Origin of the sequence: Pseudomonas sp. CBZ-4, assembly GCF_000346755.1 — a bacterium.
Classification (GTDB): domain Bacteria; phylum Pseudomonadota; class Gammaproteobacteria; order Pseudomonadales; family Pseudomonadaceae; genus Aquipseudomonas.
Window position 1 is genome coordinate 192944 of record NZ_ANNV01000164.1, and the last position, 17655, is coordinate 210598.

The 17655-nt window shown below is 51.0% G+C and carries 17 protein-coding genes; 7 read left to right on the forward strand and 10 right to left on the reverse strand.

From position 1 onward, the window contains the following. Window positions 1-77: 77 nt before the first annotated feature. A complete protein-coding gene (gene rsmI, locus B348_RS0124665) occupies window positions 78-983 on the reverse strand; it encodes a 16S rRNA (cytidine(1402)-2'-O)-methyltransferase (RefSeq protein ID WP_177325353.1) in 906 nt (301 codons plus the stop codon). Between the two features lie 165 nt (window positions 984-1148). On the opposite strand from rsmI, the gene B348_RS0124670 reads away from it, so the two are divergent. The 4 genes from B348_RS0124670 to B348_RS0124685 all read left to right on the forward strand — a co-directional run bounded on the left by B348_RS0124670 (window position 1149) and on the right by B348_RS0124685 (window position 4595). Next, on the forward strand, window positions 1149-2960 hold the full coding sequence (locus B348_RS0124670) for a penicillin-binding protein activator (protein WP_017738706.1): 1812 nt from the start codon (window positions 1149-1151) through the stop codon (window positions 2958-2960). Next, window positions 2960-3331 carry a YraN family protein gene (locus B348_RS1000000131255; RefSeq protein ID WP_026137041.1) on the forward strand — a complete coding sequence of 124 codons (372 nt, stop codon included), beginning with the start codon at window positions 2960-2962 and terminating at the stop codon, window positions 3329-3331. Before B348_RS0124670 ends, B348_RS1000000131255 begins: the two co-directional genes overlap by 1 nt. Window positions 3332-3423: 92 nt before the next feature. Then, on the forward strand, window positions 3424-4017 hold the full coding sequence (locus B348_RS0124680; protein ID WP_017738708.1) for a phosphoheptose isomerase: 594 nt from the start codon (window positions 3424-3426) through the stop codon (window positions 4015-4017). Next, window positions 4014-4595 (forward strand): BON domain-containing protein, encoded by a 582-nt coding sequence (locus B348_RS0124685; RefSeq protein ID WP_017738709.1) that lies wholly within the window; start codon window positions 4014-4016, stop codon window positions 4593-4595. Before B348_RS0124680 ends, B348_RS0124685 begins: the two co-directional genes overlap by 4 nt. A 68-nt stretch (window positions 4596-4663) precedes the next feature. Here B348_RS0124685 and B348_RS0124690 read toward each other — a convergent pair whose 3' ends face one another. Then, window positions 4664-5431 carry an OmpA family lipoprotein gene (locus B348_RS0124690; protein ID WP_026137042.1) on the reverse strand — a complete coding sequence of 256 codons (768 nt, stop codon included), beginning with the start codon at window positions 5429-5431 and terminating at the stop codon, window positions 4664-4666. 231 nt (window positions 5432-5662) lie between these two features. Next, window positions 5663-6307 (reverse strand): MBL fold metallo-hydrolase, encoded by a 645-nt coding sequence (locus B348_RS0124695; protein WP_017738711.1) that lies wholly within the window; start codon window positions 6305-6307, stop codon window positions 5663-5665. Window positions 6308-6474: 167 nt separating this feature from the next. On the opposite strand from B348_RS0124695, the gene B348_RS0124700 reads away from it, so the two are divergent. Then, a complete protein-coding gene (locus tag B348_RS0124700; protein WP_256204499.1) occupies window positions 6475-7470 on the forward strand; it encodes a tyrosine-type recombinase/integrase in 996 nt (331 codons plus the stop codon). Window positions 7471-7716: 246 nt separating this feature from the next. On the opposite strand, the gene B348_RS1000000131655 is transcribed toward B348_RS0124700, so the two are convergent. From B348_RS1000000131655 to B348_RS0124720, 4 genes are all read right to left on the reverse strand, one after another. Further along, window positions 7717-8871, reverse strand: coding sequence for an SPASM domain-containing protein (locus B348_RS1000000131655; RefSeq protein ID WP_157356555.1), 1155 nt, complete (start codon window positions 8869-8871; stop codon window positions 7717-7719). Continuing rightward, a complete protein-coding gene (locus B348_RS0124710; protein WP_017738714.1) occupies window positions 8849-9718 on the reverse strand; it encodes a hypothetical protein in 870 nt (289 codons plus the stop codon). Before B348_RS0124710 ends, B348_RS1000000131655 begins: the two co-directional genes overlap by 23 nt. A gap of 790 nt (window positions 9719-10508) precedes the next feature. Further along, window positions 10509-12272 (reverse strand): ATP-binding protein, encoded by a 1764-nt coding sequence (locus B348_RS0124715; protein WP_017738715.1) that lies wholly within the window; start codon window positions 12270-12272, stop codon window positions 10509-10511. A 2-nt stretch (window positions 12273-12274) separates the two neighbouring features. Continuing rightward, window positions 12275-13393, reverse strand: a complete 1119-nt coding sequence (locus B348_RS0124720) for a dsDNA nuclease domain-containing protein (RefSeq protein ID WP_026137044.1) — start codon at window positions 13391-13393, stop codon at window positions 12275-12277. Window positions 13394-14297: 904 nt separating this feature from the next. On the opposite strand from B348_RS0124720, the gene B348_RS01000000130300 reads away from it, so the two are divergent. Further along, entirely contained in the window at window positions 14298-14741 is a 444-nt protein-coding gene (locus B348_RS01000000130300) for a hypothetical protein (protein ID WP_157356556.1), read from the forward strand. A gap of 229 nt (window positions 14742-14970) precedes the next feature. Here B348_RS01000000130300 and traJ read toward each other — a convergent pair whose 3' ends face one another. The 3 genes from traJ to B348_RS1000000131870 all read right to left on the reverse strand — a co-directional run bounded on the left by traJ (window position 14971) and on the right by B348_RS1000000131870 (window position 16435). Then, window positions 14971-15345 (reverse strand): conjugal transfer transcriptional regulator TraJ, encoded by a 375-nt coding sequence (gene traJ / locus B348_RS0124735; RefSeq protein WP_017738719.1) that lies wholly within the window; start codon window positions 15343-15345, stop codon window positions 14971-14973. A gap of 343 nt (window positions 15346-15688) precedes the next feature. Then, window positions 15689-16039 carry a TraK family protein gene (locus B348_RS1000000132300; protein ID WP_371105911.1) on the reverse strand — a complete coding sequence of 117 codons (351 nt, stop codon included), beginning with the start codon at window positions 16037-16039 and terminating at the stop codon, window positions 15689-15691. A gap of 6 nt (window positions 16040-16045) precedes the next feature. Further along, on the reverse strand, window positions 16046-16435 hold the full coding sequence (locus tag B348_RS1000000131870; protein ID WP_017738720.1) for a hypothetical protein: 390 nt from the start codon (window positions 16433-16435) through the stop codon (window positions 16046-16048). A gap of 133 nt (window positions 16436-16568) precedes the next feature. On the opposite strand from B348_RS1000000131870, the gene B348_RS0124745 reads away from it, so the two are divergent. Then, a complete protein-coding gene (locus tag B348_RS0124745) occupies window positions 16569-17288 on the forward strand; it encodes a hypothetical protein (protein WP_157356557.1) in 720 nt (239 codons plus the stop codon). The last annotated feature ends 367 nt before the right edge of the window (window positions 17289-17655 follow it).

The following is a 17655-nucleotide window of genomic DNA, read 5'->3' on the forward strand; positions in this document are numbered from 1 at the left end:
CACGGCGGACTTAGGACAAGTAATAAAAGTTCAGAATTGCCATCACGTTCAGACGAAATACAGCTTTAACCCCTGAACTATTCGCCTTTCTGTTTATCCAGCGCTACTTGATACAACACATTCTTGCGCAGACCGGTAATTTCCGCAGCCAACGCAGCGGCACGCTTGAGGGGCATCTCCTTGAGCAACAGGTCGAGGATGCGCATGGCTTCGCTGCCCACGGCGTCTTCACTCTCCGGCGCCGTCCAGCCAGCGACCAGCACCACACACTCGCCGCGCTGCTGGTTGCTGTCACCCTCGACAAACGCCCGCAACTCTTCCAAAGGCAGGCCCTTGAGGGTCTCGAAGGTCTTGGTCAGCTCGCGGGCCAGCAGCGCCAGGCGCTCGCCGCCGAAGACCAGCTCCATATCCTGCAAGCATTCAAGGATGCGATGGGGTGCTTCATAGAAGATCAATGTGCGCGGCTCTTCCTTTACCGCCTCAAGGCGCGCACGCCGCCCCACCGCCTTGGCCGGCAGGAAACCTTCGAAAATAAAGCGGTCCGACGGCAGGCCCGCCGCCGACAATGCGGCAATCAGCGCGCACGCCCCCGGAACAGGCACTACATTGATACCAGCGACACGCGCCTGGCGCACCAGGTGATAACCCGGGTCCGAGATCAACGGCGTGCCCGCATCGGAGATCAGTGCCACATCGTCGCCCGCCAGCAGGCGCACGATAAAACGGCTGCCTTCCTCACGTTCATTGTGTTCGTGGCAGGCCGCCAGTGGCGTGCTGATACCAAAATGCTGCATCAGGCGTTGGGAGTGCCGCGTGTCTTCGGCCGCGATCAATTTAACGTCGCGCAACACTTTCAGCGCCCGGGCACTGATGTCGTCCAGGTTGCCAATGGGCGTCGCCACGACAAAAAGCGAGCCTGCAGTGGAATTCAAAGGACCTGGAGCAGTCAAAACGCACACCTCGATGGTTGGGAAAAGTCGCATTGTAGCGCGTAGGCGCCTCGATAATATGCCCTCACCCTCAGCCGCAGATGACTGCTGGCAACATTTGCACGACCTAATTCGACGGTTTCACGCCAGTAACATCGCGCCTGGGCCAGTGCTTGGGTACAATTCCACGCTAATTTGATCGGTATCAGGAACACTTACATGATCGCTTGCCTGCGGCTGCTCTCCGCCCTCTGCCTCGCTGCCCTCCTGGCGGCCTGCGCCAGCTCGCCCTCGTCCAGCCTTGGCGACCTTCCACGGACCCCGGATGCCAGTATCGAGCAATTGCTCGAACAGGCCACCTCCGCCAAGACGCCAGAAAAGGCCGCATTGCTGCGCCTGAGTGCGGCAGACATGGCCTATAAGCAGAACAACCCTGGCCGCTCGTCGCAGATTCTTGCGCAAGTGCCCCTGGATGTCCTCAAGCCCGCCGCGCAAGTCTTTGCCAGCACCCTGGCCGCCGAACTGGCCATGGCGCGCAACCAGCCCAAGGCCGCACTGACGGCGCTCAGCCATCCCAGCCTGCTCAGCCTGAAGGACCTGCCGACCGAGCAGCAGCTGCGCACCGGCAGCGTGCATGCCCGCGCCTATGAAGCAGACGGCCAGACACTCGCCGCTGCCCGCGAGCGCGTGGCCATGGCTCCGCTGCTCAGCGGCGATGCCGCCAAAAGCAATCACGAAGCCATCTGGGCCCTGATTGCCGCAGTGCCTGCCGACCAGCTGCAAGCCAGCGGCAACCCGACGCTCGACGGCTGGATCTCCCTGGCCCAGGCGGTCAAGGGCGCCGGTACCCTGGAGCAACAACAAGCTGCCATCGATACCTGGCGCGCGCAGAACCCGGGCCATCCGGCAGCACTGCAACTGCCGACACCGCTGACCAAGCTCAAGGAGCTGGCCAGCCAGCCCCTGACCAAGATCGCCCTGCTGTTGCCACAGGAGGGCCCGCTGGCTTCCGTGGGCAAGGCACTGCGCGAAGGTTTCATGGCCGCGCACTACCAGGCTGAGCAAGCCGGGCAGAAGCCGCCGGTCATCGAGTTCTTCGACAGCTCGCGCCTGACCTCCATCGATGACTTCTACGCCAAGGCCCAGGCGGCCGGCGTGCAACTGGTGGTCGGCCCGCTGGAAAAACCACTGGTCAAACAGCTGAGCGCCCGCCCGCAATTGCCGATCACTACCCTCGCCCTGAACTACAGCGAGGCCGACCAGAACCCGGCGCAGCTGTTCCAGTTCGGCCTGGCGGCTGAAGACGAAGCCCGCGAAGTCTCGCGCCGCGCCCGTGCCGACGGCCTGCATCGCGCTGCCGCCATGGTCCCGCGTGGCGAATGGGGCGAGCGTGTCTACAAAGCCTTCCGTCAGGATTGGGAAGCCAATGGCGGCACCGTTGTCGGCGTCGAATACGTCGATCAACCCGTCGCCCTCGCCCAGCAGATCGCCGACCTGTTCCAGCTGCGCAAAAGCGAAGGTCGCGCCAAGAGCCTGCAAAGCACCGTCGGCACCGACGTTGCCGCACAACCTTCGCGCCGCCAGGACATCGAGTTCATCTTCCTGGCCGTGACCCCGCAACTGGCCCAGCAGATCAAGCCGACCCTGAACTTCCAGTACGCCGGTGACGTACCGGTGTATGCGACGTCCCACGTATTCAGCGCCAGTGGCGACAAGAACCAGTACCTGGACATGACCAACGTGATGTTCTGCGAAACCCCTTGGCTGCTCAACAGCACCGACCCGCTGCGCAACCAGGTTGCCGCACAATGGCCGCAAGCCAATGGCAGCCTGGGTCGCCTGTACGCGATGGGCGTTGACGCCTATCGCCTGGCGCCGCGCCTGGGTCAGCTCAAGGCATTGCCGGACACCCGCATCGACGGCCTCTCTGGCAACCTGGGCATCAGCGCCAGCCAACGTGTTGACCGCCAGATGCCATGGGCCAAGTTCGTCGGCGGTGACATCCAGCGCCTGCCCGACACGCCGCGCTGATGCCCGAGCGGTCCAGCGCACAAAGCGGCAAGGATGCCGAACTGCAAGCTCTGAAACATTTGCAACAGCAGGGTCTGCGCCTTCTGGCGCAGAACTGGTTATGTAAACGCGGTGAGCTTGATCTGGTCATGCTTGAGGGCGATACAGTAGTATTCGTCGAAGTCCGCTACAGAAAACACGCACAATGGGGTGGCGCGCTCGCCAGTATTGACGAGCGCAAGCGTCAGAAGCTGATACTCGCCGCGCAGTTTTTCCTGCAAAAAGAGCATCGCTGGGCCGACGCCCCCTGCCGTTTCGATGTGGTTGCCATAGAACGCACACCGTCTGGTCAGGCTGATCTGAACTGGCTCAAAGATGCCTTCGACAGCTGATTCGCCGGACATCTTCACCACACACTTTTGCTCTTTGCTTTGCGGGCTGCACATTCCTGTGCCAAACAGCCGCGCTACTTAAGGTCACACAGATGGACATGCAATCCCGAATTCGCCAGCTTTTCCAGGCCAGCATCGACACCAAGCAACAGGCGATGGACGTACTTGCACCGCACATCGAGCAAGCCAGTCAGGTCATGGTCAACGCCTTGCTCAACGAGGGCAAAATGCTTTCGTGCGGCAACGGCGGTTCGGCGGGTGATGCCCAGCACTTCTCGTCCGAGCTGCTCAACCGCTTCGAACGCGAACGCCCGAGCCTGCCAGCCATCGCCCTGACCACCGATTCGTCGACGATCACTTCGATCGCCAACGACTACAGCTACAACGAAATCTTTTCCAAGCAGATCCGCGCCCTGGGCCAACCCGGCGACGTGCTGCTGGCGATTTCCACCAGCGGCAACTCGGCAAACATTATTCAAGCGATCCAGGCCGCACATGATCGCGAAATGGTTGTCGTAGCATTGACTGGTCGCGACGGCGGCGGCATGGCTTCGCTGCTACTGCCAGAGGACGTGGAGATTCGCGTCCCGGCCAATGTCACCGCACGTATCCAGGAAGTCCATCTGCTGGCGATCCACTGCCTGTGCGATCTGATCGACAGCCAATTGTTTGGGAGTGAAGAATGACCGTTAACCGCCTCAGCCTATTGGCCATCACGCTGTGCCTTGCTATCACCGGTTGCAGCACCGCCATCACCGCAACACGTGACACCCCGATCCAGGACGACAAGGGCACTCGCACCTTCGGCAGCAAGATCGACGACTCGTTGATCGAAACCAAGGTCGAGGTCAACGTCGCCAAAGCCGCTACCGACCTGGGCAACGGCGCCTCGCGCATCGTCGTCACCAGCTTCAACGGCGTAGTCCTGCTGGCCGGCCAAACCCCGCGTGCCGACCTCAAGACCCAGGCTGAACAAGCCGCCTCGGCCGTGCAGCGCGTGAAAAAGGTCCACAACGAACTGCAGGTCATGGACCCGATCACCCTGCTGGCCATCAGCAATGATGCGCTGCTGACCACCAAGATCAAGGCCCAGATGCTGACCGACAACGCCATTCCCGGCTCCCGGATCAAAGTGGTCACCGACAACGGCATCGTCTACCTGATGGGCCTGTTGACCCAGGCGGAAGCCACCCGCGCGGCCAACCTGGTGCAGGGCGTGTCCGGCGTGCAGAAGATCGTCAAGGTGTTCGAGTACATCGACTGATGTAACCGACGGCCACAAAAAAGGGCGCCGTGCATTGACTGCACGGCGCCCTTTTTATTGCTGCGGCGTTACTGGTACTGCGAGTACGGATTGCCCTGGAACTGGTTGTTCTGCTGCGGCGCCTGAGCGCCTGGCTGGCCGTACTGCTGGCCAGGGATAGGGCCGAGGTTCACTTCTACGCGACGGTTCTGGGCACGGCCGTTGACGTCGGCGTTGCTGGCGATCGGGTTATCCGGGCCGGCACCCCGCACACTCAGGTTGGCCGAACTCACACCCTGGGAGGTCAGGTAGTTGGCCACGCTCTGCGCACGGCGCTGGGACAGGTCCATGTTCAACTGGCGGCTGCCGGTGCTGTCGGTGTAGCCGACGATCTGGATGGTGTTCTGGTTGAACTGCTTGAGGGAGTTGGCCAGGTTGTTCAGCGGCTGGTAGAAGCTGCTGGAGATCGCATCCGAGTTGGTGGCAAAGGTGATGTTGCCCGGCATGATCAGCTTGATCTGGTCGCCCTGGCGTTGCACTTCAACCCCGGTATTGGCCATGCTTTCACGCAGCTTCTTCTCTTGCTGGTCGGCGTAGTAGCCGTAACCCGCAGCACCCGCGCCGGCCACCACGGCACCAATCAACGCGCCCTTGCCACGGTTGTTATGGTCGATGGCCGCACCGGCCAATGCACCGGCCAGGGCACCCAGGCCACCGTATTTGGCGGTCTTGCTCATTCCGCCGGATTCATTACTTGCCTGCCCCTGGCTGCTGCCGTCATAAGGGTTAGGCGTAGCGCAGCCGGATAACAGGGCTACGACGGTAGCGACAACAAGCAGACGACGGGAAGTGAACATGAAGGAAGCTCCTACTTTTGCATTCTGTGATGCAGAGGACATTGGCAATGGACCTGTGCCGAGCTTGGAACACGAGAAAGGGCAAAAATTCCATGGGCGGCAGGCACCCGCGCTACAACAGGTGAGCACACTAAAACCCTAGCAGACGCTGGCTGAACGGGAATTGTCTTTTTCTCTGTAAGTTTCGTCGGAGAGTGGCCACGGGGTTTCCAGAAAAATACCGAGGGGCTCTCAAGCCCTGACAAATGGATTCTCACGCATCTCGTCACCCAGTCGCGTGTCCCGCCCATGCCCGGTCACGACCGTCGCGTCTTCGTCCAGGGTATACAGGCGTTGCTTGATCGAACGCACGATGGTCGCCTGGTCGCCGCCCCACAAATCCGTACGCCCCACGCCGCGCCGAAACAAGGTGTCACCGGCAATCAGCAGCTTGGCATCGGCAAACCAGAAGCTCATCGAACCCGGTGTATGCCCCGGGGTATGCAGCGCTACGCCACAACCGCAGGCCAGTTCCTCATCATCTTCCAGCCAGCGATCCGGCGATGGCACCGGGGTGTAGGGCACGCGAAACATCTGGCACTGCATCTCAAGGTTGTCCCACAGGAATTGGTCTTCCTTGTGCAGGTGCAAGGTGGCGCCAGTCTTCTCTTTCAACTGGCCGGAAGCCAGGAAGTGGTCCAGATGGGCATGGGTATGGATGATGCTCACCACCTTGAGGCCCAGCGCATCCAGGCGCGCGAGGATCAATTCGTGGTTGCCGCCCGGGTCGACCACGATGGCTTTTTTGGTGATGGGGTCGCCGATGATGGTGCAGTTGCACTGCAAAGGGCCGACGGGGAAGGTTTCGCGGATTATCGCGGGCTTTGCGGGTTCCATGGGTGTTCCTGTAAAGTTAATGGCACATTTTTGGCACAGTGCGAAAAACGATGGCGACGTTTAGGAAAAAAGGCCCCCACCAATGGCACGCCCAGATCAGACGTAAAGGGTGGCCCCAACAGACACGCACATTCAATACCCAGCTCGAAGCAAAAACTTGGGCAACCATGATTGAGCGTGAAATGGATGCTGGAGTATTCGTCAGTCGCAGCGAAGCTGAAGCGACCTCCTTTGCCAGCGCCTTGGAGTTGTACGCCAAAGAGATAACCTGCAAAAAACGCAGTAGTGCATCCGAGCTGTCACGCATCCAAGCTATGCAACGTCATCCATTGGCCCTTCGCTCCCTTGCCAGCATTCGTGGCTCCGATATGGCGAGTTACCGTGATAGTCGCCTCGAAGAGGGCCTGGCTCCAGCCACGGTGCGCCGCGAACTCGCCTTGATCTCTCACGTATTCACCATCGCCCGGAAAGAGTGGCGTATGGAGTCTCTGACCAATCCGGTCGAACTCATCCGCCAACCAAGTGTTGACGACTCACGCGAGCGACGAATTCTCAGCGCCGATGTATGGACACAAAAAGGTGGGAAGCTGCTGTACGAACACGTGGACGAGCTCGAAATGATCTGCCGCTACTCTCGTTCGACCGAGCTACCACAGATCATGACCTTCGCAGTGGAAACAGCAATGCGCCGCAGTGAAATTACTAGCTTGCAAAGCGCTAACGTCAATCTAGACAAGCGAGTTGCTCTGCTGCTGATAACCAAGAACGGCTCTTCCCGCGGCGTCCCCCTCTCCAGCAAGGCAGCGGGCATATTGAAAAACCTTGCTGAGCGAGACGACGGTCGCTGTTTTCGGAGTCGGCCGGACTCAATAACTAAGGCATTTGCAAACGCTATCGCCAACGCACGCCACGCCTACACGGAAGGTCTGTCCCTTCACCTCAAACACAAGAAACTATCACAGGAAAATATCGACAAGCGCATCGAGGCCGATCCGTTCCTAATGGATTTGCGCTTCCACGATTTACGCCATGAGGCAACCTCGCGTCTAGCGGAAATCTTCCCGCTGCACGAACTGACCAAGATCACGGGCCATCAAGATACGCGCATGCTCATGCGCTATTACCATCCAAAAACGGAGGACTTAGCCAAGAAGCTCACTTAATTCGACTTGCTGATTATGAGTTAACTAGAAGCGCAGAGAGCCCTGTGAAATCGCGCCTAAATTATCGTAGGTATAATGGAGTTGAAATTAGAGTGATAGATGGGCTGAGCGCAATTTAACGCAATCAATAAAAACGGAGGACAACACCGATCGGATACTGCTTTTTGTGCTTCGGCCTAATTAGGCTTAAGCTATACCCGCGCACTACAAATTAAACCGAACCCGCTAACAATTTACTATTACTACTTATAATTCGCTATACAAAGGATCAGTTTTCTGAAAGATACCGTCCTCAGATTTTTTAGTTGCCGCCATGTACGAAAATATCTTGCAGTGACCAAAATTTTCGTCAAGCCGTTTTTTGTATCTATGAAACCTATCAGTATTAGAGATCTCCTTAAAGCTTTGCTTGCAAAGGTTGCCTAATACAAAGTCCTCACTGAGGGGTAAGCCTTTTTCATTATTAGCCCACGCACTAATTAGCAAGTCCCCCATAAAATTTATACCAAATGACTTATGCATGAGATCGCAAGGATTGCTTTTTTCCTTGTGGCTGTATAGATGCTTTAATGCGCACTGGAGGCGTATATTGGTTTTTGTTTTATCCTCTATTCCTTTGAAGTTTTCAATGATGTCAATTGTTTCCTCCCTGGTTAATTTATGTGTACGCAGATACTCTTCGCCGCGCCCCACGGGAAATGTTCGCATTAATAATAATTCGCTAATATTAGCTTCGCAAAGATCTGAATATATTCTTTTAATTCTGTGTACCGCCATATTTCCGGCGTGCATTGGTAGCTGCGCTTTTGTACGGACACCAAGGTCTGAAAACTTTTTTGCAATTCTAAGATTTGACGAGTTATACCCTAAAGGTCTAGAACCTTGGGGGCTACCAGAAGGCTCATCATAAGTAAATTCGTACTCTCCAATGAAGCTAGCCACTTCTTGAGCACCATATTTTTTTATAAAGGCTCCAGTGGACGTTATTGATATAGATTCTTTTCCAAATAACTTTGAAGCTGCTTTTATTAGCAAATAATTTTCATAGCATGCTAGGGGGTCACCACCCGCAAAATCGATTTTTACCTCGTAACCTTTTAGATGGTTCAGTATTTTAATTTTCTCCTCGTACGTAGGCTCTTTTCCCGAGATTTGTCTATCCAGAAGTGCAAGGTCGAACTTAGTTGGAATCACTTCTGGATATTTTTCTTTAAATAATGATTCAGTGCTTTTTTCGACAAATGTGATATTTCTTAAAGAGTGCTCCCTTACAATTATATTACTGTTTTTTGAGGCGACATGGACGGCATCGGTGCAGCAAAATTTGCAATCCCATGGACAGACTAAAGTAATATTCCATATTACATCAAGCATATGACTAGACATTGTGGTTGCTGACATTCAAGACTAAATCGTTGTAGTTGTCTCTCAGATGATTCAGAATATCTTTGTTATTTCTTTTTGTGTTCTGGTCTTCTTCTAGCTCATTCAATGTCTTCCAGTGATAAACTCTATCACCAACATTGAAAACATCGCCCTGCAGTCCACTACCGGTGATTTTTACATGAAAAACTTCGAAGTGATATTCCTTTACTACTTTTTGCGGAGGGTCAAATTTTTCTGATTTAAAATTGAACTCTTGCAGCAAATCGATTTTAATATTCTTTGCATCAATCCCTAGCTTATCACCTAAAGACTTAGTGGTACCTTCTTTTTGATTGTTTGTGTACTCCGTTAGCGCTACCTGTTTAACATAGGGCAAAAAATAGCATGCCCAAGATCCTTTCTTTTCTACGAGAAGTTCAATTTTGCTATGAGCATCTCGTTTTATTATGAAAATAGACGTTCTGTCCGGCTTGTTTAGGATTGATGTATCTATCTTTCTTAAAAGGAGTTCGAGTGGATTTTCCGCCTTAGCAGATTTAAAAATTGCAAGTACTGTCCAGATGGTGAACACAATGGTCGCACACCATAGGACCGCACTCATTCCATCGGGCATCTGAATTGGATGGTTCAGTATTGGTATAGTTACGCTTGGCTGGAAGCTGGTGGTTGTTAGCGCTATTAAAAGAGAAATTAGCACTGTTAGCGGCAAGTGCCAGGATTTCTTTGCGTCTTGAACTTCATCATATTCCTTGATGTAAAGTTTTAAGTCTGACCTGTTTATCGTTATCTTCTGACATTGTATTGTGTTCTCGTAATCGAGACACTTGCAGATTTTATTCCTGAAATTCTGTGCTTTATTCATAATGCTTTTTTCTTTGTGAAAAGTGAAGCTGGCTGTAGATATTGTCCCCACGTCCGAATACATACGGTCCGCTCAGACTCGGCAGAGAATTATTTTGTTTTTAATGTACGCTTCGTCGAATAATTCGCTATCCAACCTCGGTCACTTGAGTAGCGCATTAGCCGAGGCTGTGCAGAACATCGAGAGTGATGACTGCCCTGACTGGTTGATGACGGACGTAGGTATGCCACGTAGGCGTCATCGCCAGCTGGTTCTTGCAGCGGCATACCAAGCTGACTCAGCTGGTACCTGGCAGGTTCAGTCCCGCCTGTTTTGCCCCATCGGATGAGAATGGTGTCCAGGTGTTCCATCACAGTAGTGCTCTGACTGCATTAAGGGATTGGATTCTATCGGCTTGCACGATAAAGAGCTAAGCCTGGTTTTGGCTTACGGCCTTTGGAGCTAACGGAGGCTAGCGATTCGAAGCTACCCATCCCTAGACGAAAAAAGGCGTGTAACAGGCGGATATCAAGACGATGGACCCGCACGGACTCGAATCGTGGACCAAAGGATTATGAGTTGCTTGTGAACGCTGCAAGCCTAATGAAACTGGTAGTAGTATAGAGCAGGTAAAATAAGCTGTAGCTACCGTAACTACTAGGCTTGAGCGAAATTTCGTGAAATTCGCAGAAACCTGAGAGTGTACCTTTTTGCGACGAGAAACGGTAGTCAGACCGTTCCTCGCGGTTCAGCAGGCAGAGGCCTAGGGTCAGAGTAAGTTGTCTTCTCATTAGTAGGGCTCTTTAGCATATCAAACTGCCGTTATCTCGACGGTATTCATGTGCATCTCTTGATGCTTATTGAGAGGCTGAGAAAGGAAGCTACGTTCTGATTTGCCTCCTCCAATGCAAATAAGTTTCGAGTTTTCCGGGAAATAAGTATCTTTTATTGCGCTGACTTTTATTCTTTCTATGGGGTTTAAAGTCTCATCAGAACCGGCTTCGTCTTTGACGTGCTCAGATATAGAGATGAAAGCCTGGGTGTCCGAAGGTAGATTATTACCAATGAATGACAGGATAATATTGAGGTTCGTTTCGTCAATATCCTCTTTGAGTATCGCATCTAGCAAGAATGGTAGCCTATGAGCAGATTTTGAATTTGCGATTAAAGAGTTAAGTGCAAAGTGATAAGCCATAACGGTCTTGTGAAGTTCAACCCCTTGCCTAGGGAAAGAACTGATTTTGTAAAGATCTAGATATCTACTGTCGGTCAGCGGTTTGAGTTCCAATAGCGACATGTATTTTACAAAAAGCCTTTTAAATTCAGTTTCTTTGTTGGCTCGCTTGGATAAGGTTTCCTTTTCTGTAGCCATTGAGCCAAGAGAAGTCTTTATGTTTTCTAGCTCATCGCCGAACCTCTCAATGTCGGCTTGCATTTTTCTGTATAGCACGACGTTAGCTTTGTTTGACATCCACCGATCAAAAGTAACTCCATCAATGGTGTTGTTTAGTAGTGTGCCGTAGTTGTTAAGTATTTCATTGGATATGCTCGTAATTTTCTTGCTGGACGTATGAATCTCTGATTTCTTATCTGTTAACTGCTCTGTGATGTGTGACTCAAGTTCTACGGTGTCATTGTATTTTTGATAATGGCTGTATAAGCCCTCCAGCGAGTAGGTAAGAACTTGTGTGCAGGCCGGGCAGCGATCCACATCATTATAGTTTTGTTTCTTGATGTTGCTTTTTGTTCTTTTAAGAATCTTGTGATGATTTTGCAGCAAGGAAAGCTTATTGCAAAGGTTTATGTACTTTCTTCTTTCTTCCTCCAGTGAGCTCGACATTTTTATGTAGCTATCAATGTACTCCTCTGCCTGTGCTCCGAACTCTTCGTCGACAAGGTTTGCGAATTGGAATTCTGCTTTTTTTCCGTATCGTCTGAGATTGCTAACGTCGGATGATAATTTATCTCTTTTTTGTGTAAGCTGCCTGTGCTCAACACGATCAAAATTATTGCTTACGCCTAGGTAGTAGTCTAGATAGTCGTCTTTGAATCCTTTGTAGTATTGAAGGTTTGAAAACGACTCTCGCAAATACACCCAGCCTACAGACTGAGAAATATAATACGGCAGGAACATGCTTTCGAGAGGGGCTGATTTTAGCTCCCCTTTCTGTTCAAGCTGCAGATTAAATCCGACCAGGCTTCGCACGTATTCCTTCAGCGCGATGTGCTCGGCACTATTGTCAGCATTGATGCCATGGAAAGGGACTACTTTTCCAGTCGGTTCTTTAACGTAAATCGAACTTTGTGTTCTTATAATTGAGTATTTGTCTTTCTGACCCTCAACTGTCTTGGAGAAGTCTACTCTGAATGTTGGGTGACAGTTAAGGATTTCACTAAGGTTCTCTTTGAGATCATTAACGCCGAATGTGTACAGTAAGCTCTGTATGAGTGAGCTCTTTCCCGAAGTATTACGGCCGCTGATTATATTCGCACCTGGCGAAAATTCACCGTAGAAGCAGACGTCATGTGATTCGGAACTGACAAATAGCCGGTCAAACGTTAGAGTTGCACTCATTTTTAATTCCCGCTGTAGTATTCTACAAACGCACATAGCGCAGCAAAGAAAATATCAATATCTTTTAGATTTATGTTATTAGTATTTTTGATGCTGATTGTGTACGCGTCAAACATTTCTTCATAAGAGTAGAAATCGAGAGTGTAATCATTTTCTTTGATAAAGGTTTTTATTATTTGGTGTTCGTTGTTGCTCATATCCTTTAGGAGTTCGAAGGTGTTTCTGATGTAATTTTCGTGACTCCTTTGAACTCCTAGAGGAACGCGAAACTTCCGTGTTAGCTCTACTGAGTTGGCGCGCCATAGTTCGAATGCTTTCTGCTCTGTCTCAATAACATTAATTGCTTTTTTTATTTCGAAGCCCTCAACCCTTTTGGTTTTGTCGAGCAGGTTGATAATTTTGCGCTGGTTGTATACGGCTTCGACATCTCTAAAGAGACTTAGAAGCAGTTCGACCGCTGCTGAATGGTCTGGAATATGAGGAAATTCTCTATGCATCAAACCGACTAATATATCTTTTTGAGAGTTTTTGTTACGGGGAAAATCTACCCACTGGATGTGTAGATTGCTAAATTCTGCCTCGTTGAAGGTGCTTGATTCTTTGGTACAGTGTTCGCGTACCTTTTCTTTTATTTTGTTTTTTATCTCTTCAGGGATGTCATCATAACGGCTTTCGCTGTTTTGCTCGTTGAGAAGGTGGATTACGTCAGTTTTGCCTTTTTGCTTTTCTGCTTTTTTTGGTACGTAGCTTAATTTGATGTCGGTGTTTGATATGAAAGTTAAGCTATGCGCGTAATCTTTGCACTTTGGCGATGGATCGTTTCTTAAATCATTTCCAACGTCAAGCATCTTAGCTATGATTTCGGCAAATCGCGCATCAATCGTCCACATCCCGCCTGAAAGTTTTTTTGCTTGATATGAGTCAATCGATTCTATGTTGCTGAGGCAGTCCGATCTGTAGCAAAATAAAAAGTCATCGTGATGTTCTATGCATAAGAAAAATTCTCGGCTGCTAATTTGCGCGTAGTTATTAAGCAATAAGTACAGCGCGCAATTGCGTTGAAACTCAAAACCTAGCAGGGCTTCTACACCGGAATTCGCTGCTTTATTTGTCTTGGTCAAGGTCTCACCTTTAAAGCCAGAAACATTTTAATTTGCTTTAGCTCTGTGCGCTGCGCAGTAAGAAGTGAACATTTGATGCGCTCATTTCTATTGTTTGCCCCTCGGACTAGGACGCTAACAGCGTGGGCGTTGTGCATTTTTGTCAAAATGGGATGCGCCTCTTTTTAAGTCCAACTTTTGTATCGCTAGCTTGCTCTGCTTCGGTGGGTAGTTGGAAAACCCCTAGCAGTCTCAAGATGGCTGAGCTGCGTTTGTATCCGATTTTATGGTGCATACGTGTGGCGCGTTTCCGCAGTTCGAGCATTGCCGCTCTGACGTCGAAAAGGTCAAAATTTTGGGTAACGTTAACGACGTTTCGGTTTTGTAAGGGCGGCCACCTGTGAGGTTGATGCTCGAGCACAGATGCTTTGGGTTGGCTCTGAGGTGGGTTTACAAGGCTACTGAGGTATTGGCACTTTTTCCGAAGCGAGTTCTGGAGCCTGTCTGTGCTCATGTAGAGCTTCCGCGTGCACTGCGCATGGGAAATAACAAGGGTGAAGTCCATTTCGCGACCTTTCGGAGAATCCTGCATAGCCGAATAGTACCGAAATTTGGCATAGTGGCACGATAAGATTGCAGGCTTGCGCGTTAGGCCGCTTCGACCTTGTGGTCGGTGCTACGCCGCTTCCATGCAAACTGACAACGCAGACCTTCGTTCGAGGGACCGCCCGATTCCACGTGGCGGTTTAGCTACCGGGGCAGCAGCTAGGTACCGGGCTGCGCTTTTGGGGTCGTGGCTTGGTCCTGTCCGATGGTCGCAAGCTTGCCGGTGCTGCGCGCCGTCCGTCCATAGTGGACAACGCTGTCGACTTGATTGTTGATGCCCCCCTCTGAACATGACATTCACGGTGACCAGGAAAAAAATGTGTCGATGATTGAGACATTGCTAACATCCGCAGTAGTGGCCGCTCTAGTCGGAGGCTATGTCAGTCTCGTGAACTCAGAGCGGAAGATTCAAATCGAGAATGTCACTCAAGAGCGCGCTAAATGGCGAGAGCAGATTAGGGTCAATGCGATCAAGGTGCACCGGGTGGCGAGTAAGATACCCCTCGAGGGTGAAAACCCATCGCTAGTCGAGTTGCGGATGGTATTTGAGTTGTTGCTGAATCCGCACGATCCTGAGGATGTCGCCATACTCAAGTGCATAGAGAAGCTTGATGACAGCAAAGAACCGGCGAAGCGACTCCCTGAGTTTTCCAAGCGACTGGCATTCTTACTCAAGCACGACTGGGAGCGAGCCAAACGAGAGGCGAAGCCTTGGTGGGGTCGCCACCCCTTCAAAAAGCCGCTTCGGGAAAGCCTGGGATAATCGCCATGAGTCAACCATCGAAACACAGTGGAAAGTCCCTAGCATAACCAGACTTGCCAGCAAGCAGCATCACGACCGAATCACCGGGTCTGTAGCTATGGTCTGCTTTGGCGCCGACCTGGGTGGCCAGCCCTTAATGTGTATTTCGTCGCCTGCGTGCCGATTGTCCTTCCTGGCTGCGCCAACATCCAAAGGGAAGCACGTTTCTGAAAGATTGGTTTTTTAGCGGCTAAAATTTGAGTGACTGCACCAGTCGTAGCATTTTGTCTTGATTGGCTTCTATGCGCTTCAGCAGTGCCCTCACAACGCCCGGCGTCCAAGCGATGTTGGCTAACGCCAGCTTAGGGTCGTCAGTCAGCCAGAGCTTAAGGAGCCCTCCCAGACGTCCTTGATCAGCATTGATCCTTACGAGCTTCAGCACGTTCTCCGAGTCGATCGTCCCCTTAATCACATGCCCCAAACTAAGGCGCCTCAGATATTCCGCGACAGTCAGGCTTGCGCGGGCAGCATTTTCTTTAATCAGGGTTTCCTCGTCGGGTAGAACGGGCACTCGCAAGTGCTTGCCATGTTTTCTGGTGTCGAGACCAGGCTTCTTCGTTTGCATAACGGTTTCCTCATATGTTCATGGTGAACTTCACTTCGCGGATGCGAATGGCCTCGCAGAGCAAGTCCACGTTGAGTGCCGGCAGGCGCGAATGAGTGATAGTGAAATTGGCTGACCGGCTTGCCGGTTAGCTAACCTCACCTATCTTGCCCTGCACTTCGATGCTCCTCTAGCCTTCAATCGGGTGTTGTTTTGGTAAGTAATGCGGTGTTTTATCTCGGACAATCAATATTATTCGCTATAAGAACGCTCCTAATCAGGTTTTGACCGTACTAAGAACGGTTGATCGACTTAAGAAAGGTAGAGGATCGGCTTAGCAACGCTTTATTAGCGATTGCGACACTCACCCATCTGATTTCGAGCAAAGCTGGTGGACGTAACGCCGAAACGCCTGATAGCCAAAATTGATTGAATTGTCATCTCGTAGTACCTCCCATATTTTTAAAATCGAGCAACCGTGATCAATAGCGCTTTGGATCTCGGCTCTCAGCAGGATGAATGCGGCCCGATTTTTATCCCCTGTTGATGCGTCTATCGAAGCTGCTACGCGCTCCGCTATTCTCAGTGACAATGACTTCATGATCGCTCCTAGGGAAGCTAGATTCTTCAACTGCGTTTTGCCCCTCAATTTTTTATGGCCACCGGTCGGCGCTGATGCTCTATTACAGCCAATACTCTTTAATTGGCCAGGCATATCGAATTAATCATAATCTTGGCGATCAAGGTCGCCGTTAAGCAATGCGGCTACAGCATCCGTAGGGAAGTAAATACGTCGCCCAATACGCCGCTTAACCCGATTCAATTCAAACATCCAGGGCTCCGTTGGTTTCTGCAGTACGCCACGAAGCCCTGATGGCTTGCGACTTAGGGCTTGTGCCAACTGATCAATGGTCATCAGTGAGCCGTATTTACCCTGTAGAAAATCTATTATTGACTTCATATGATTCCGGTATATCGAATGGATAAATTTCGATATACCGGCAGCAAGCTCCCAGACAATATCGAAAGCGATTTGGACAGATGCAGATTGCGTCAGGTTGGTATAGATTTGCAGGTATAAATTTTTCTGGAAATCCACCTTGATGGCCATGACAACCTCATTTTCCGAGAAACAGACTCGAGTTTTCCGAAATCGCCTTAGAACAAAGGCGCTCGTAAATGAGCTATCGTTGCGAGTTACCTTGCCATTCGCGGACACTTTCGCAAGGTGGTTCGACCAAGAGATGATAAAAGAAGGACTATACAACCGAGCCAATACAGCCGAGAGCAATAGATGGACAGGTAGCTTTAAAGGAAGCACAGCATTACAGAATGAGCAGCTGGATCTATTACAGGAACTATTTAGCGATGCACAAGACCTCTTTCACAAAGGTCCATCAAACATTTGGCATGCATTATGGGGAGAGCCCGACCAGCTCTGGAAACTTTGCAAAACCAGGATAAATGTAGATGCGCACTTCATGAATGACAAGTCATGCAATGATGAACTTTACAACCAAAACAACCAATACGACATTTGCGAAGCATTGAGGATATTCGAAGGCGAAGTAATGCTCGCAACGGAATCAAATTTTCACGAGCTGCCGTTCGAATACTTTATAGAGGCCGTTGCCCTTTACAGGTTGCACACTCACGCGATCAGATTATTTAAAATAAACTCCGATGGAATAGGAGCTTATAGAGGCCTATTTCAATGCATATCCAATTCCGACATTCAACTCAGGCTAATTCTACTAGGCATACTTGACGACCTAAAAGACGAACTAATTCGGATGGAAACCATAAAGCTACAATCGTATCCAGATTACTGTGAGAAGGCTGGATTGAGGTATCCACCATCTGACGACGCTGCCAGAAAATATGCTAGCGACCCTTTAGCGATCCATCCCAATTCCAAACGATGGGATGACCTGAAGTTCGACTGGGTCAGTAGCGATGCGTGATGGTGACGTCGCTGAATCACTCAAGTGTCAGCGTCCCGGCCATTCTGCTGACAAAACAGCACGGCCCACTTAGCTTCAGAGTTGTTAACACAAGAGGGACAGTGAGATCTCTTTGATTAAATAAGGATTAAAAAAGGATTAGGGCATTTTCTCCACGCTGCGCTATCCCTTGCTGCGCAAGGCCTACAGCCGATTATACCCTGTGGATAGTGTGCATCGTATCCCATACTTTCGTGCATCGTATCCCACAACTCTGTGCACCGTATCCCATTTCGAGTGCATCGCATCCCATGTCCTGGTGCATCGTATCCCACGTCCAAAAATGCACTTATCCACAGGCTCACCTACCCAGTTTTTTGTAAGCGTC

Coding starts and splice junctions, on each gene's coding strand:
- rsmI (WP_177325353.1), bottom strand. CDS start 983: ATGCGACTTTTCCCAACCATCGAGGTGTGCGTTTTGACTGCTCCAGGT.
- B348_RS0124670 (WP_017738706.1), top strand. CDS start 1,149: ATGATCGCTTGCCTGCGGCTGCTCTCCGCCCTCTGCCTCGCTGCCCTC.
- B348_RS1000000131255 (WP_026137041.1), top strand. CDS start 2,960: ATGCCCGAGCGGTCCAGCGCACAAAGCGGCAAGGATGCCGAACTGCAA.
- B348_RS0124680 (WP_017738708.1), top strand. CDS start 3,424: ATGGACATGCAATCCCGAATTCGCCAGCTTTTCCAGGCCAGCATCGAC.
- B348_RS0124685 (WP_017738709.1), top strand. CDS start 4,014: ATGACCGTTAACCGCCTCAGCCTATTGGCCATCACGCTGTGCCTTGCT.
- B348_RS0124690 (WP_026137042.1), bottom strand. CDS start 5,431: ATGTTCACTTCCCGTCGTCTGCTTGTTGTCGCTACCGTCGTAGCCCTG.
- B348_RS0124695 (WP_017738711.1), bottom strand. CDS start 6,307: ATGGAACCCGCAAAGCCCGCGATAATCCGCGAAACCTTCCCCGTCGGC.
- B348_RS0124700 (WP_256204499.1), top strand. CDS start 6,475: ATGATTGAGCGTGAAATGGATGCTGGAGTATTCGTCAGTCGCAGCGAA.
- B348_RS1000000131655 (WP_157356555.1), bottom strand. CDS start 8,871: ATGTCAGCAACCACAATGTCTAGTCATATGCTTGATGTAATATGGAAT.
- B348_RS0124710 (WP_017738714.1), bottom strand. CDS start 9,718: ATGAATAAAGCACAGAATTTCAGGAATAAAATCTGCAAGTGTCTCGAT.
- B348_RS0124715 (WP_017738715.1), bottom strand. CDS start 12,272: ATGAGTGCAACTCTAACGTTTGACCGGCTATTTGTCAGTTCCGAATCA.
- traJ (WP_017738719.1), bottom strand. CDS start 15,345: ATGCAAACGAAGAAGCCTGGTCTCGACACCAGAAAACATGGCAAGCAC.
- B348_RS1000000132300 (WP_371105911.1), bottom strand. CDS start 16,039: ATGCCTGGCCAATTAAAGAGTATTGGCTGTAATAGAGCATCAGCGCCG.
- B348_RS1000000131870 (WP_017738720.1), bottom strand. CDS start 16,435: ATGGCCATCAAGGTGGATTTCCAGAAAAATTTATACCTGCAAATCTAT.
- B348_RS0124745 (WP_157356557.1), top strand. CDS start 16,569: ATGATAAAAGAAGGACTATACAACCGAGCCAATACAGCCGAGAGCAAT.